This window comes from Virgibacillus oceani, from assembly GCF_014638995.1.
Lineage (GTDB): Bacteria > Bacillota > Bacilli > Bacillales > Amphibacillaceae > Virgibacillus_E > Virgibacillus_E oceani.
In genome coordinates this window covers 1-14,421 of the sequence record NZ_BMFR01000028.1, presented here as the reverse complement: position 1 = coordinate 14,421, position 14,421 = coordinate 1, and the positions used below count along the sequence as shown (strand labels likewise).

The 14,421-nt window shown below is 41.2% G+C and carries 10 protein-coding genes; all 10 read right to left on the bottom strand.

All coding sequences use genetic code 11. The features are described 5' to 3' along the window. Positions 1-106 precede the first annotated feature (106 nt). Positions 107-3,349 carry a fused isobutyryl-CoA mutase/GTPase IcmF gene (icmF, locus tag IEV74_RS18675; protein WP_188456874.1) on the bottom strand — a complete coding sequence of 1,081 codons (3,243 nt, stop codon included), beginning with the start codon at positions 3,347-3,349 and terminating at the stop codon, positions 107-109. Between the two features lie 27 nt (positions 3,350-3,376). Then, positions 3,377-4,000, bottom strand: a complete 624-nt coding sequence (locus tag IEV74_RS18670) for a TetR/AcrR family transcriptional regulator (protein ID WP_188456873.1) — start codon at positions 3,998-4,000, stop codon at positions 3,377-3,379. Next, on the bottom strand, positions 4,001-4,936 hold the full coding sequence (gene meaB, locus IEV74_RS18665; RefSeq protein WP_188456872.1) for a methylmalonyl Co-A mutase-associated GTPase MeaB: 936 nt from the start codon (positions 4,934-4,936) through the stop codon (positions 4,001-4,003). A gap of 117 nt (positions 4,937-5,053) precedes the next feature. Further along, positions 5,054-6,193, bottom strand: a complete 1,140-nt coding sequence (locus tag IEV74_RS18660; protein WP_188456871.1) for an acyl-CoA dehydrogenase — start codon at positions 6,191-6,193, stop codon at positions 5,054-5,056. A 15-nt stretch (positions 6,194-6,208) separates the two neighbouring features. Then, entirely contained in the window at positions 6,209-7,351 is a 1,143-nt protein-coding gene (locus tag IEV74_RS18655; protein ID WP_188456870.1) for an acyl-CoA dehydrogenase, read from the bottom strand. 71 nt (positions 7,352-7,422) lie between these two features. Further along, positions 7,423-8,277, bottom strand: a complete 855-nt coding sequence (locus IEV74_RS18650; RefSeq protein ID WP_188456869.1) for a 3-hydroxybutyryl-CoA dehydrogenase — start codon at positions 8,275-8,277, stop codon at positions 7,423-7,425. Between the two features lie 275 nt (positions 8,278-8,552). Beyond that, positions 8,553-9,740: an acetyl-CoA C-acetyltransferase gene (locus IEV74_RS18645; protein ID WP_188456868.1), complete on the bottom strand. Its 1,188-nt coding sequence runs from the start codon at positions 9,738-9,740 to the stop codon at positions 8,553-8,555. A 141-nt stretch (positions 9,741-9,881) separates the two neighbouring features. After that, the gene (locus tag IEV74_RS18640) at positions 9,882-11,987 is read right to left on the bottom strand and encodes a heterodisulfide reductase-related iron-sulfur binding cluster (protein ID WP_188456867.1); all 2,106 of its coding nucleotides are present in this window, start codon (positions 11,985-11,987) and stop codon (positions 9,882-9,884) included. A 179-nt stretch (positions 11,988-12,166) separates the two neighbouring features. Continuing rightward, complete coding sequence (argS, locus tag IEV74_RS18635; protein WP_188456866.1) at positions 12,167-13,837, bottom strand: arginine--tRNA ligase; 1,671 nt, start codon at positions 13,835-13,837, stop codon at positions 12,167-12,169. Further along, positions 13,834-14,274 carry a YwiB family protein gene (locus IEV74_RS18630; RefSeq protein ID WP_188456865.1) on the bottom strand — a complete coding sequence of 147 codons (441 nt, stop codon included), beginning with the start codon at positions 14,272-14,274 and terminating at the stop codon, positions 13,834-13,836. Before IEV74_RS18630 ends, argS begins: the two co-directional genes overlap by 4 nt. Between the last annotated feature and the right edge of the window lie 147 nt (positions 14,275-14,421).

Genomic DNA, 14,421 nt, shown 5'->3' with positions numbered 1-14,421 from the left:
TTATAAACAAATCTATACTTAATATGCTAGGGAAAAACATAAAAAAGTTGAGAAAAACCATTCGTTTCCCTCAACTTTTTATTATCCAACCTTTTTCCACTCCTTATTACATATTTCGACGGTATTGTCCGCCTACTTCATATAATGCATTGGTAATTTGGCCAAGACTAGCTACTTTAACGGTTTCCATCAGTTCAACAAAAATGTTTCCGCCGCTAGCAGCAACTTCTTTTAATCGTGCTAATGCTTCATCAACATAATCCCCGTTTACCTTTTGGAACTTGTGCAATTCACTGATTTGGTGTTCTTTCTCTTCTTTAGATGCACGGGCAAGTTCCATCGAATCTATTTGTTCTTCTGAAGGCGGATTTGGACTAAGGTATGTGTTAACACCGACAATTGGCAGTTCCCCGGAATGTTTTTTACCTTCATAGTAAAGGGATTCTTCCTGGATTTTGCCTCGTTGGTATTGACGTTCCATTGCACCTAGTACACCACCGCGGTCATTCATTTTTTCAAATTCCTGTAATACCGCTTCTTCCACAAGATCTGTCAATTCCTCTACAATGAACGAACCCTGCAGGGAGTTTTCATTTTTCGTTAAGCCAAACTCCTTGTTAATGATCATTTGAATCGCCATCGCACGTCTTACAGATTCTTCCGTTGGTGTTGTAATAGCTTCATCGTATGAGTTCGTGTGCAATGAGTTACAGTTATCCTGAATTGCGATTAAAGCCTGCAATGTTGTGCGAATGTCATTGAAATCAATTTCTTGTGCGTGCAGGGAACGCCCGGATGTTTGAATGTGATATTTCAGCTTCTGACTGCGTTCATTTGCACCATACTTATCTCTCATTGTCACCGCCCAAATCCGGCGGGCAACACGGCCAATTACCGTATATTCCGGATCCAGTCCATTCGAGAAGAAGAATGATAGGTTTGGTGCAAATTTGTTAATATCCATCCCCCTGCTTAAATAGTACTCGACATACGTAAATCCATTGGCAAGCGTAAATGCGAGCTGTGTGATGGGGTTCGCACCGGCTTCTGCAATATGATACCCGGAAATCGATACAGAGTAATAGTTCCGAACGCTTTTATCAATAAAGTATTGTTGAATATCTCCCATCATTCTTAACGCAAATTCAGTTGAAAAGATACACGTATTTTGCCCTTGGTCTTCTTTTAAAATATCTGCCTGCACTGTACCGCGGACAACTGCTAATGTATTGTCTTTTAATTGGTCATATTCTTCTTTATTTGGCTCCCGATTGTTTTCTTCTTTAAATTTCGTAATTTGCTGATCGATTGCAGTATTGAAAAACATCGCTAAAATTATTGGTGCAGGACCATTTATTGTCATGGACACTGACGTTTTTGGATCTGTTAAATCAAAGCCATCATACAGCTTTTTCATATCCTCCAATGTACAAATACTTACACCGCTTTCGCCAACTTTACCGTAAATATCCGGTCGTTGTGCTGGGTCTTCCCCATATAGTGTTACGGAGTCAAACGCAGTAGATAGACGCTTGGCATCATCATCTTTTGATAGATAATGAAAACGGCGATTTGTACGTTCTGGTGTACCTTCCCCTGCAAACTGTCGTGTCGGATCTTCACCTTTACGTTTAAATGGGAAAACACCTGCCGTAAATGGAAATGCACCTGGAACGTTTTCTTTGAGCAGCCAGCTTAGACGTTCGCCCCAATCGGTGTATTTCGGAAAAGCGACTTTCGGTATTTTTAAGCCTGCCAGTGATTCCGTGACAATGTCCATTTCAATTTCTTTATCGCGAACAGAAAATGTCATGGTTTCCTGGCTATATTTTTCCTTCGTACCATCCCAAGATTCGAGTAATTTTTTCGCTGCAGGCAGCAGCTGTTCTTGATAGGATTCAATCTTTTCATCAATTGTCCGAACTACGTTATCATCATCAAATGCTTCTTTGACGCCTTCAAGCTGATAAAGCTTTCGGGCAATTTGGCTTTGCTTATCGGTATTTTGATGATAATTACGCACATGTGCCGCAATCTCACGTAAATAATGGCGGCGCTCGTTGGTAATAATTCTATTTTGCTTTTCCGCAATAACATTACGGTCAAAGTCAATTTGATTACTCCAATTATATTTTTCATTCAATGTATCAATGATGGAAGCGAACAATGCGTTTGTACCTTCATCGTTAAATTGACTTGCAATAGTTCCAAACACAGGGAATTTTGTTTTATCCTGATGGAAAAGCATGTGACTGCGCTCGTATTGCTTTCTTACTTGATTTAATGCATCCTCAGATCCCTTTTGCTCAAATTTATTGATTACAATAAAATCGGCGAAATCGATCATATCTATTTTTTCAAGCTGGGATGGTGCACCGAATTCTGCTGTCATCACATACATCGACAAATCAGTGATATCGGTAATTGCTGCATCTCCTTGCCCAATTCCACTAGTTTCGACAATAATGAAATCGCAGCCAGAAGCTCTTACTACATCAATAACGTCCTGAATCGCTTTTGACAGCTCGGTTCTAGAATCACGCGTTGCAAGTGAACGCATATACACACGGTCGGTAAAGATTGCATTCATGCGAATACGATCGCCAAGTAATGCACCACCCGTTTTCTTTTTCGTTGGATCAATGGAAATTACTGCAATTTTCTTTTCCGGAATTTCATTAATGAAACGGCGGATCAATTCATCGGTTAATGAGCTTTTTCCAGCACCGCCAGTCCCGGTAATACCTAGTACAGGGGTATTACGATTTCCTTTTGCTTTTAATGATTCCAGCACTTTTTGCTTTTCATCTTGGTCAATTTTATTATCTTCCATGTACGTAATAAACCGTGCAATTGCCTGACGGTCACCTTGTACGAGTTTATCCTCATCTTTTTTCAAATCAACTTGTGGAACGTAATCACATTCCTCAAGCATCAGATTAATCATGCCCTGAAGTCCCATTCCACGACCATCTTCGGGTGAAAATATATGTGACACTCCATACGCATGAAGTTCTTTAATTTCGCGTGGGATAATAACTCCACCACCGCCACCGTATACTTTAATATGTCCAGCACCTAGTTCTTTCAGCAAATCAACCATGTATTTGAAATATTCCACATGACCGCCCTGGTAAGATGATATTGCAATTCCCTGGGCATCCTCCTGAATTGCTGCATGTACAACTTCTTCCACCGAGCGGTTATGACCTAAATGAATTACCTCCGCACCGCTCGATTGTAAAATACGGCGCATGATGTTAATCGATGCATCATGGCCGTCAAACAAACTTGATGCTGTTACAAAACGAACTGGATGTGTTGGTTTATAAACTTGTACTTGTTCCATCATCAAGCTCCTCCCATCTCTTCTTTTTTAATTTTCTTCCCAAACACTTAAACCCTGCAATAAATAATGAATCTGCCGGTCAATATATTCTTCTAATGTAAATTGCTTTTGCAAAATCCACCTTCTGAAACCCCACATATGCCCTTGAATGAATATGTTATTTGCCAGAAGCTCCACATCTTGCTTGCTGATTTCATACGGCAGACAGGTTACGATTACGCGTTCAAGCATTGCCGCCATGTCACGTTCTTTTTGCAACACATATTCCCGGGTATCCGGTTCAAGTGATTTCACTTCCTGGTACATGATAACAATCTCTTCCTGCATCTCATCCATTAGCTGAAAGTAAGATTTAACAACAGTAACCAGGTTGTCAATTGATGGATCCTTTAAGTCAATTACAGCCTCAAGGCGTTCTCTTACTTGAAAATAAATCGCATCACAAACAAGAAAAAGAACATCTTCCTTGGTCCGGATATATTCGTAAAGTGTACCAATACTAAAGCCCGCTTCTTTGGCAATTTCCCGGGTCGTTGTCCGGTGAAAACCCTTCTGTTTAAAGAGGGTTATGGCTCCTTTAATCATTTGCTGGCGTCGTTTTTCAATTAGGTCTTGATCTTTCACAGAAGAAAGGACTTGTTTTTGGGTCATTTAATTTCCCCCTTCCTTTTTCCACTTTTCATACCACTCAATTGCCAATTTATATGGATCACTGTTTTCCGTAATTGCTGCTAATTCATCGTTGCTTTCGATAAATTTCGTTACATCACGCCATATTTCTTCACGGATTAATTCGTATACTTCAAGCTCCTGCTGCATGATCCTGCGCTTTGTTCCAGCTTTTGTATTGTATAGGTAATCATGATGATCATTGATTTTTTCCCACAGTTTATCGATACCTTTATTTTCCGTTGTAACGGTTTTAACAATTGCTTTTTCATGATCAGCCGTTGCTGTCATCATGATTAATTCTTTTAATAGTGCCTTTAATTTACCGTAACCGGGTAAATCAGCTTTATTTATTACGAACAGGTCGGCGATTTCCATGATACCTGCCTTGAAAATCTGCAGGACGTCCCCACTATTTGGGGTTAAAACCAGTGCTGTTGTATCAACAATTTTCATAATGTCAAGCTCTGATTGCCCGACACCAACAGTCTCAACAATAACGACATCGAAACCATATGCATCACATATGCGAACGGCATCCTTTGTAGCACGCGCTAGTCCACCGAGGCTCCCGCGGGTCGCCATGCTCCTAATGTAGACACCATCATCGGTGAAATGCTGATTCATTCGCACCCGGTCTCCAAGGAGCGCACCGCCACTAAATGGGCTAGTCGGATCAACCGCAATTACCGCAACCGTCTTCCCCTCATTTCGGATATGCGTGATCAGACGGTTTACTAACGAACTTTTCCCAGCTCCGGGTGAACCGGTTATCCCAACATAGTGTGCATGCTTTTTTTGCGAAAAAACATCACTTAATAGTTCGAGCTTCTCCGGATGGTCATTTTCAACCATTGTGATCGCTTTAGCCAGTGCCCGTATGTCGTTTTGCTGCATCCGTTCGAGTAGTTGGTGCATTGGGTACATCCTTTCTTTGGTACTAGGTGATAGGTTTGGGTGCTGGTTCCCGTGTTTGCATCGTTCTCGCTCGAGTTTGCATCGTTCTCGCTCGAAATCGGCCTAAGCGCCGATTTCTTACTTCGTCAACATCCGCCCTATAACCAAGCGCTGTATCTCGTTCGTTCCTTCATAAATTTGTGTAATTTTAGCGTCGCGCATATACCGCTCAACTGGATAGTCTTTTGTATAACCGTAGCCACCGAATACTTGAACAGCTTCGACTGTAATACGCATTGCAGCATCACCAGCAAATAATTTTGACATTGCTGAAGCTTTTCCATATGGCAAGCCATTCGATTCTAGCCATGCAGCCTGATAGGTTAATAGACGAGCAGCTTCTACCTCAGTTGCCATATCAGCTAGTTTAAAAGAAATTCCTTGATTATGGGCAATTGGTTTACCGAACTGTTCACGTTCTTTTGCATAGTCAACTGCTGCATCTAGCGCCCCTTGGGCAATACCTAGCGCTTGAGCAGCAATTCCGTTACGTCCGCCATCTAGTGTAGTCATTGCAATTTTAAACCCTTCACCTTCAGCGCCTAACATGTTTTCCTTAGGTACACGGCAGTTTTCAAAAATTAATTCTGTTGTAGGTGATGAACGAATACCTAATTTCTTTTCTTTTTTACCAAATGTAAATCCTTCTGTGCCTTTCTCAACTATAAAGGCACTGATTCCCTTATGTTTTGCGTCTGCATCTGTTTTGGCAAATACTAAATAAATATCTGCAACACCGCCATTGGTGATCCACACTTTACTACCATTTAGAATGTAGTCATCACCATCTTTTTTTGCCGTAGTTCTCATTGAAGCGACGTCACTTCCTGCCCCTGGCTCTGACAATGCATATGCACCTAATGCCTCACCTGTTGCCAAACGATGTAAAAATGTCTTCTTTTGTTCCTCGTTTCCATATTTGAAGATTGGCCAGCTGCATAGTGAAATGTGGGCCGAAAGCGTAACTCCAGTTGACGCACAAAGACGTGAAAGTTCTTCAACTGCAATTACATAGCTCACATAATCTGCTCCAATGCCGCCATATTCCTCCGGCCAGGGTATCCCTGTTAGGCCAAGCTCAGCCATTTTATTAAAAATTTCACGATCAAAGCGTTCCTCTTCGTCTCGTTCAGCTGCTGTAGGTTCAACGTCTTTTTTCGCAAAGTCACGGACCATTTTACGCAGCATTTCTTGTTCGTCAGTTAGTTGAAAGTTCATTGTATATTTCCCCCTCTAATCCTTTAATAAATGCTTGGCAATAACGATGTGCTGAATTTCGTTTGTACCTTCATAGATTTCAGTTACTTTTGCATCCCGGAAAAAACGTTCCACAGGATAATCCTCGGTATACCCATAACCGCCATAGACCTGAACCGCTTCAATTGCTGTTTTTCTTGCTGCTTTGGAAGCATGCATTTTAGCCATTGAAGCCTCCATGTTGCATGATATGTCCCGTTCAACGATTGATGCGGCATGATAGGTTAGCAGTTTTGCAGCTTCCATTTCTGTTGCCATATCTGCCAGTTTAAAAGAAATTCCCTGGTTATGTGCGATTGGTTTTCCAAACTGTTCACGTTCTTTTGCATAGTTTACTGCATACTCGAGCGCTGCCTCACCAATACCTAGAGCTTGTGCGGCAATACCGATTCGGCCAAAGTTCAAGTTAGACATAGCAATTTTAAACCCTTCACCTTCATTGCCGAGAAGCTGTTCTTTTGACACGATACATTGATCGAAATTTAATTGCACCGTACTTGATCCATGTAAACCCATTTTCTTTTCCTTTTTGCCGATAACAAGTCCCGGTGTATCCTTTTCAATAATAAAGGCACTGACCCCTGTTGAGCCTTCCTCATCGCTCGTTCGGGCAAAGGTAATAAACGTATCTGCTGCCCCACCGTTCGTGATAAATACTTTTGAGCCATTAAGGATGTAGTTATCGCCGTCTTTCTTTGCTCTCATTTTTAAAGAGGCAACGTCAGATCCTGCACCTGGCTCCGTTACCGCAAAGGCACCAATATATTCTCCCGATGCAAGCTTAGGAAGATAACGTTTCTTCTGATCTTCATTTCCAAAATATACGATCGGATTTGTACCAACGGATGTATGAACCGACAAAATGACACCAACTGTTGCACTAACTTTTGCCAGCTCATGGATGGCAATAATATAGGATGTATAGTCCATGCCACTGCCGCCATATTCTTCAGGAATTGGTATCCCCATTAATCCGAGTTCACCCATTTTTTTTATAATTTCTATTGGAAAACGATCCTCTCGTTCCATTCTTTCAATTTCTGGTGTGACCTCCTTTTGAGCAAAGTCACGAACCATTTTGCGCATCATTTCCTGTTCTTCGGAAAAATGTATATTCACTATATGCGCCCCCTTTCAAAGTAAATCATGATGTTAGTTGCTACCTTTAATTTAACCAGCATCTTATGCCCCTAACTTTCGTATTGATAAAACCCTCTGCCGGATTTTTTGCCAAGCCATCCCGCTTTTACGTATTTTCTAAGCAATGGGCATGGGCGATATTTACTGTCGCCAAACCCTTCGTAAAGTACTTCCATAATGTAAAGACATGTATCCAGGCCAATGAAATCAGCTAAGGTTAATGGTCCCATTGGGTGGTTCATACCGAGCTTCATTACTGTATCAACGTCTTCAACACTTGATACACCCTCGTATACAGTATAAATGGCCTCGTTAATCATTGGCATTAACACACGATTTGCAACAAAACCTGGAAAGTCATTAACCTCAACAGGTACTTTCGACAATTTATTTGTCATTTCTTCAATTGCTTGATAGGTTTCATCACTTGTTTGCAGACCGCGAATAATTTCGACAAGCTTCATAACTGGAACCGGATTCATGAAATGCATGCCAATAACCTGTTCAGGACGATTTGTCACGGCGGCAATTTCCGTTATAGGCAGTGATGATGTATTGGATGCTAAAATGGCATGTTTTGGTGTAATTTTGTCGAGATCGCTAAATACCTTTGTTTTTACTTCCATATTTTCGACAACTGCCTCGATTACTAGATCACAAGATTCCGCATCTGTTAGCTTTGTCGAAGGATGCAGCCTATTTAACGTATCTGTTTTATCTGATTCCGTAATTCGTTCCTTTTCGACAGCACGTGTTAAACGCTTCTCCATGTTCTTCATAGCTTTTTCCAGTGCTTGCTCATTCATGTCATTTAAAAACACATTATAACCGGATTGTGCACAGACCTGAGCAATCCCTTCCCCCATCTGTCCTGCTCCAATTACCATTACATTTTTGATAGCCATGCTGTTGTTTTCCCCCTATAGTTTTAATTTGAGTAAACCTGGTCCCTATTAGGTTAATTGGCCGCATATGTGTTGGGGGCACTGCTTTTTTGATTTGTACACTCCCCGCTTGGCATTCTGCATTTGGATTTACACGCACTTCCCTCGTGCGTGCTTCGATCATTGCGTTCATTGCCAGCTGGGTGCATGCTCCCCACCACATTTCGTACGCATGCATTGTAATTGCGCGACCACCGCTAAATTGCACACTCGGGCACCAGGTTCCGAGTCCTCACTTAGTTTTTCGGAACCTCGATCAACACTGCGTCGCCTTGACCACCGCCACTGCAAATTGCTGCGATACCTATTCCTCCGCCACGGCGTTTAAGTTCATGAATTAATGTTAAAATAATGCGTGCACCACTCGCTCCAATCGGATGGCCTAGTGCAACTGCTCCGCCATTAACGTTTACTTTTTCAGGATCGATGTCAGCGATTTGACCGCTAGCCAATGATACTGCAGCAAATGCCTCATTAATTTCAAATAAATCAATAGCATCTTTCGTATAGCCGGTTTTTTCTAGTAATTTATTAATAACCAGACCTGGAGTTTGCGGGAAACGTTCTGCCTCAACCGCTACCTCTGCATGGCCAAGTACTGTTGCCATTGGTGTTTTTCCTAATTGTTCGGCCTTTTCATCAGACATGACAACAAATGCACATGCCCCGTCATTGACTCCAGGGGCATTTCCAGCAGTAATTGTGCCATTAGGATCGAATGCTGGACGCAATTTTGCTAGTTTTTCAATGCTGGTGTCTTTTCTGGGTGCTTCGTCTGTATCAACAACGATTGGTTCACCTTTACGCTTGGGAACCTCCACCGATACAATTTCTTCAGCAAATTTTCCATCTTCAATAGCTTTAACTGCGCGCTGATGGCTGCGATACGACCATTCATCCTGTGCATCCCTAGTTAATCCAAATTCCTCTGCAGTACTGTTACCATAGTTACCCATGTGAACACCTTGAAATGAACATGTTAGTCCATCGTGTACCATCATATCTTTTACACTTTTGTCCCCCATACGGTTACCCCAGCGTGCATCAGGAAGGAAATATGGCGCATTGCTCATGCTTTCCATTCCGCCCGCAACGATCACATCTTCTTCGCCAAGACGAATCAACTGGTCAGCTAATGTTACACTTCGAAGACCTGATGCACATACTTTATTAATTGTTTCCGTTTTTACCTCCCATGGAATTCCAGCTTCACGCGCCGCCTGCCTTGATGGAATCTGACCCTGGCCACCCTGCAAAACGGTTCCCATAATCACTTCATCAATTTCCGCCTCAAGCAATCCCGCACGATCTAGTGCTGCACGAATTGCTTTTCCTCCTAATTGTGATGCTGTAAAAGGTTTCAACGCTCCGCCAAATTTCCCAAATGGAGTTCTAGCTCCGGATACGATAACAGTTTTTCTCATTGTTAAACCATTCCTTTCAGATTTTATGTACAACTATTATTCTATCAATCATTGATAACGCTTACTTTTCTTGATTGAACGCTCGCTCAGATCATGCCTTTAAAAGGAGAGGGGCATATGATTACCCCTCCTGTAATAAGCTTACGCTGTTTTTGCCTCTTCATCAACTAATACAGACAGCGCTAATATCTCTGCAACGTCCATTGTACTTATATCTTCCTCAACCTCTTTTGCTTTTGTTCCATCACTTAACATGGTTAAACAGAATGGACATGCACTTGAAATCATAGTTGGTTCAACGGCCATTGCTTGTTCTGTACGGGCAACATTAATCCGGTTGCCTGTTTTTTCCTCTGACCACATTAACCCGCCGCCTGCACCGCAGCACATTGCATTTTCCTTGCTGCGCTGCATTTCAACCAGCTCAAGACCTGGAATTGCTTTAAGAATTTCCCTTGGCGGATCATATACCCCATTATACCGACCCAAATAACAGGAATCATGGTACGTCAGACGTTCGTTTATCTCCCGCTTTGGTGCTAGTCTCCCATCCATCACAAGATCAAATAGCATTTGTGTATGGTGATATACTTCCGCTTCATAGCCAAAATCAGGGTATTCATTCTTAAATATGTTGTATGCGTGCGGATCAATTGTAACGATTTTAGTAACACCATTTTTTTCGAATTCTTTAATATTTTTCTCGGCAATTTCCTGGAATAAAAATTCATTTCCGATACGACGTGCCGTATCACCCGAGTTCTGTTCCTTATTACCTAAGATAGCAAAGCTTACCCCCGCTTTGTTCATTAATTTTGCAAAGGCTATGGCAATTTTTTGGCTCCGGCTATCGTATGCACCCATGGAACTTACCCAGAATAAATAATCAAATTCTTTATCCTCTTTTTTCAATTCTTTAACCGTTGGAATGTAAACAGACTCATCAATTTCACGCCACTTGATACGATCCTTTTTCGATAAGCCCCATGGATTTCCTTGACGCTCAATATTCATCACTGCTCGTTGCGCATCCGGATCCATTTTGCCTTCTGTCATAACAAGGTAGCGTCGAAGGTCAATAATTTTATCAACATGCTCGTTCATTACAGGGCATGCATCCTCACAGTTACGGCAGGTTGTACATGCGGAAAGCTCCTCCTCTGTAATAACGTCACCAATTAAGCTGACATTTTCCATACTTGCTGCTACTTCCTGATTTACCATTTGGTTTCCTTTTGTATTTGCAAAAGCATACGTTGGAACCCAAGGAGACTTACCAGTAACAGCAGCACCTTTTTCTGTCAGGTGGTCACGGATTTTAACCATTAAATCCATTGGCGACAGCATTTTGCCGGTACCTGATGCCGGACATACATCTGTACAGCGGCCACATTCAACACAGGCATAGAAATCGATCATTTGATATTGCTCGAAATCTTCCACTTTACCAACGCCAAAGGAAATTTCATCCTCACTTTCCTCAGCATCCTCGTCAATATCAAAATCCAGTTTCTCAAGCTTGCCTGGCACACTTTTACTTAAAAACACATTGATTGGCGCTGCAATTAAGTGTGCATGCTTTGATTGCGGTACATAAACAAGGAACGTAAGGATAGTAATCGTATGAATCCACCAAAAGATGAAAAACACAACCGCTGCAGCTGTTGGTGACATCCAGCCAAACGCACTCGCTATTAAACTAGCAACTGGTTCTGTCCACGTTGCTTCATGACCATGCCAGATTTGTGCCATACCGTTTCCTGCTAATACAGAAAGCATTAATGTTCCGATAAAGATCAGAACCAATCCAGCTTTAAATCCCCGCTTAAGCCGAACAATTTTTTCGACATAGCGGCGGTGAAATCCTATGGCTACTGCTACTAAAATCATTAGTGTGACAAGCTCCTGGAAGAATGTAAACCCAGGGTATAAAGGACCAAGCGGCAAGTGCTTGCCAGGTGCCAATCCTTTAACAAACATATCAATGGCACCAAACTGAACAAGCAAAAAGCCGTAAAACATCATAACGTGCATAATTCCAGACTTTTTATCTTTCAGTAGTTTTGATTGTCCAAAAACGATCGTGCCAATTTTTCTTAAACGGGATTTTATATCACCATCAAATTCCGACTTTTTCCCAAGTTTAATATATGCGGTTCTCGTTGCTATGACCCTAGCGAATAAATATATTCCATAGATGACTATAGCAATAAACATTAACGTGTTAATGAGTATAAACGTCTTCATTATTCGCTCCCCCTTTTTTCTATTATACTGAAAAATGGCAGCGATTTCATTTTCCAGAAAATTTTTATCCAAAACTGCTATACTATTACTTTAAATGTGAATGATCATTCAGTCAACACATTTTTATCTAATTTTTCACCAAAAAAACTCCCCACCTAATTTTGATGAGGAGTTTTTAATTACATTTTCTCTGGTGCCGTTACCCCGATTAGCTTTAGTCCATTAGCAATCGTGATCCTTACAGCTTTCATTAATGCAATCCGCGCCTTCGTTAGCTCTGGATTACCCTGGTCCAAAACCTTTTCAGCATTATAAAAACTATGCAGAAGTGATGCTAAATCAAAAACATATTGTGTTACTTTATGTGGTGTATGTTTTTCAGCCGCATCAGCAATCATTTGCGGAAATTCTCCAAGCTTCTTAAGCAAATCAATTTCCTTTTCAGCAGTCAATAAGCTTGCATCATATTTCTCTTCGGCAGCAAAACCTTTTTCCACTGCTTGTTTCAGCATGGTGCAAATTCGTGCGTGAGCGTATTGCACATAAAACACTGGGTTATCGTTTGATTGTGAACGTGCAAGGTTTAAATCAAAGTCAAGCTGTGAATCGTTCGACCGTGTAACAAAGAAGTAACGAACAGCATCAACTCCAACTTCCTCCATTAACTCCCGCAATGCAACAGCTTTACCCGTTCGTTTGCTCATTCTCAGTTTCTCACCGTTTTCAAACAGATTAACCATTTGAATGATTTTCACTTCAAACTTATCCCTAGAATAGCCAAGTGCCTGAATCGCAGCACGCATTCTAGGGATGTATCCATGATGATCCGCTCCCCAGACGTTGATTACCTTGTCAAATCCACGTTCCAGCTTATTTTGATGATAAGCTATATCAGGTGTTAAATACGTGTAGGTTCCGTCTTGCTTGATCAATACACGGTCTTTATCATCTCCAAAATCAGTTGAACGGAACCATGTAGCACCATCCTTTTCGTATATATAACCGCCATCTTCCAAAGTTTTTAAAGCATTGGTTACTTTATCTTCTTTATATAAGGATCGTTCGGAAAACCAGCTGTCAAACGCAACTCCAAAATCGGCTAAATCTTTTTTAATCTTGCCAAGTTCAAAGTCCAGGCCATATTCTTTAAAAAAGGCTAATCGCTCTTCCCTTTCCATATTTACCCATTTATCACCATACTCCAATGCAAGCGTCTTTCCAATTTCAATTATGTCAGAACCGTGATACCCATCTTCTGGCATAGCAGCATCTTTATTTAAAGCTTGCAGATAACGCGCTTCAACAGATAATGCTAGGTTGTCAATTTGATTACCGGCGTCATTAATATAATATTCCCGTTCAACATCGTACCCTGCAGTATCTAAAACATTACAAAGAACATCACCAAAAGCTGCTCCGCGCGCATGGCCTAAATGCAGATCACCTGTAGGGTTAACAGATACAAATTCAACTTGGATCTTTTCTCCATTGCCTGTGTTGGTTTTACCATAGGCTTCACCAGCTGTCATAATTGTGGGAATTAGTTCACCAAGAAAATCATTTTTCGTGAAGAAATTAATAAATCCTGGTCCTGCAATTTCCACTTTATCGATCGATGCCTTCGATTGGTCCAATGACTTAACAATCTCATCGGCAATTTGTCTTGGTGCCTTTTTAGCAATCCGCGCAAGCTGCATGGCAATATTTGAGGCAAAATCGCCATGTGCCTTATCTTTTGGCTTTTCCAAAATAATGTCCGGTATTTCTTCTTCAGCTGCAAGATTTGCATTAATTACAGCTGCAGCTATTTCCTGTTTAAGGGTTTCTTCCGTTTGTGCCAATATATTCATTGTGGATTCTCCTCTTTGATTGACAAGATTAATTCATGCTCACGCTTTTCTTGCCCATTTAATTTTACCGTATAGTGAATAGTTAATTTTCCGGGATTTATTTTATCAAATGGTTGGTAGTTTATATAATCGGTACATGTTTCCATGTGAAAATTTCCATGTGGATGCTTGTACAGATTTTCCGTTATTTGGTTTAGCTGAAATTGCTGGTGCATGGATAGTGCACCAGACCGTTTTACACTTACTTTATCAGCTTGAATTGTATATAAACTTTTAATAGTTACACGGTCCTCAAGCTGTTCATCGTATGTCACTACATCAAATTTATTCTTTCTATAAAAAGTTCCAAATGCATTCGTAGTTGTTCGCTCGATTTGCCCATTGTCCTTAATAGACATGTGCAATTCAATTGTGACTGGAATCTGCTGTAAAATCATGTAATCGCTCCTGCTTCGGAATATCTTCTTATTATAGCGATAAACGGGGGAGGATTTCAATATAAAGGTGGTTTCTGCTTTGGGGTTGATGTTTCTTCCTTGGGGTTGATGTTTCTTCCTTGGGGTTGATGTTTCTTCCTTGGGGTT

What these genes read in the sequence shown, in the direction of transcription:
- icmF (WP_188456874.1), bottom strand. Translation starts at nt 3,349, where the DNA reads ATGGAACAAGTACAAGTTTATAAACCAACACATCCAGTTCGTTTTGTA.
- IEV74_RS18670 (WP_188456873.1), bottom strand. Translation starts at nt 4,000, where the DNA reads ATGACCCAAAAACAAGTCCTTTCTTCTGTGAAAGATCAAGACCTAATT.
- meaB (WP_188456872.1), bottom strand. Translation starts at nt 4,936, where the DNA reads ATGCACCAACTACTCGAACGGATGCAGCAAAACGACATACGGGCACTG.
- IEV74_RS18660 (WP_188456871.1), bottom strand. Translation starts at nt 6,193, where the DNA reads ATGAACTTTCAACTAACTGACGAACAAGAAATGCTGCGTAAAATGGTC.
- IEV74_RS18650 (WP_188456869.1), bottom strand. Translation starts at nt 8,277, where the DNA reads ATGGCTATCAAAAATGTAATGGTAATTGGAGCAGGACAGATGGGGGAA.
- IEV74_RS18645 (WP_188456868.1), bottom strand. Translation starts at nt 9,740, where the DNA reads ATGAGAAAAACTGTTATCGTATCCGGAGCTAGAACTCCATTTGGGAAA.
- IEV74_RS18640 (WP_188456867.1), bottom strand. Translation starts at nt 11,987, where the DNA reads ATGAAGACGTTTATACTCATTAACACGTTAATGTTTATTGCTATAGTC.
- argS (WP_188456866.1), bottom strand. Translation starts at nt 13,837, where the DNA reads ATGAATATATTGGCACAAACGGAAGAAACCCTTAAACAGGAAATAGCT.
- IEV74_RS18630 (WP_188456865.1), bottom strand. Translation starts at nt 14,274, where the DNA reads ATGATTTTACAGCAGATTCCAGTCACAATTGAATTGCACATGTCTATT.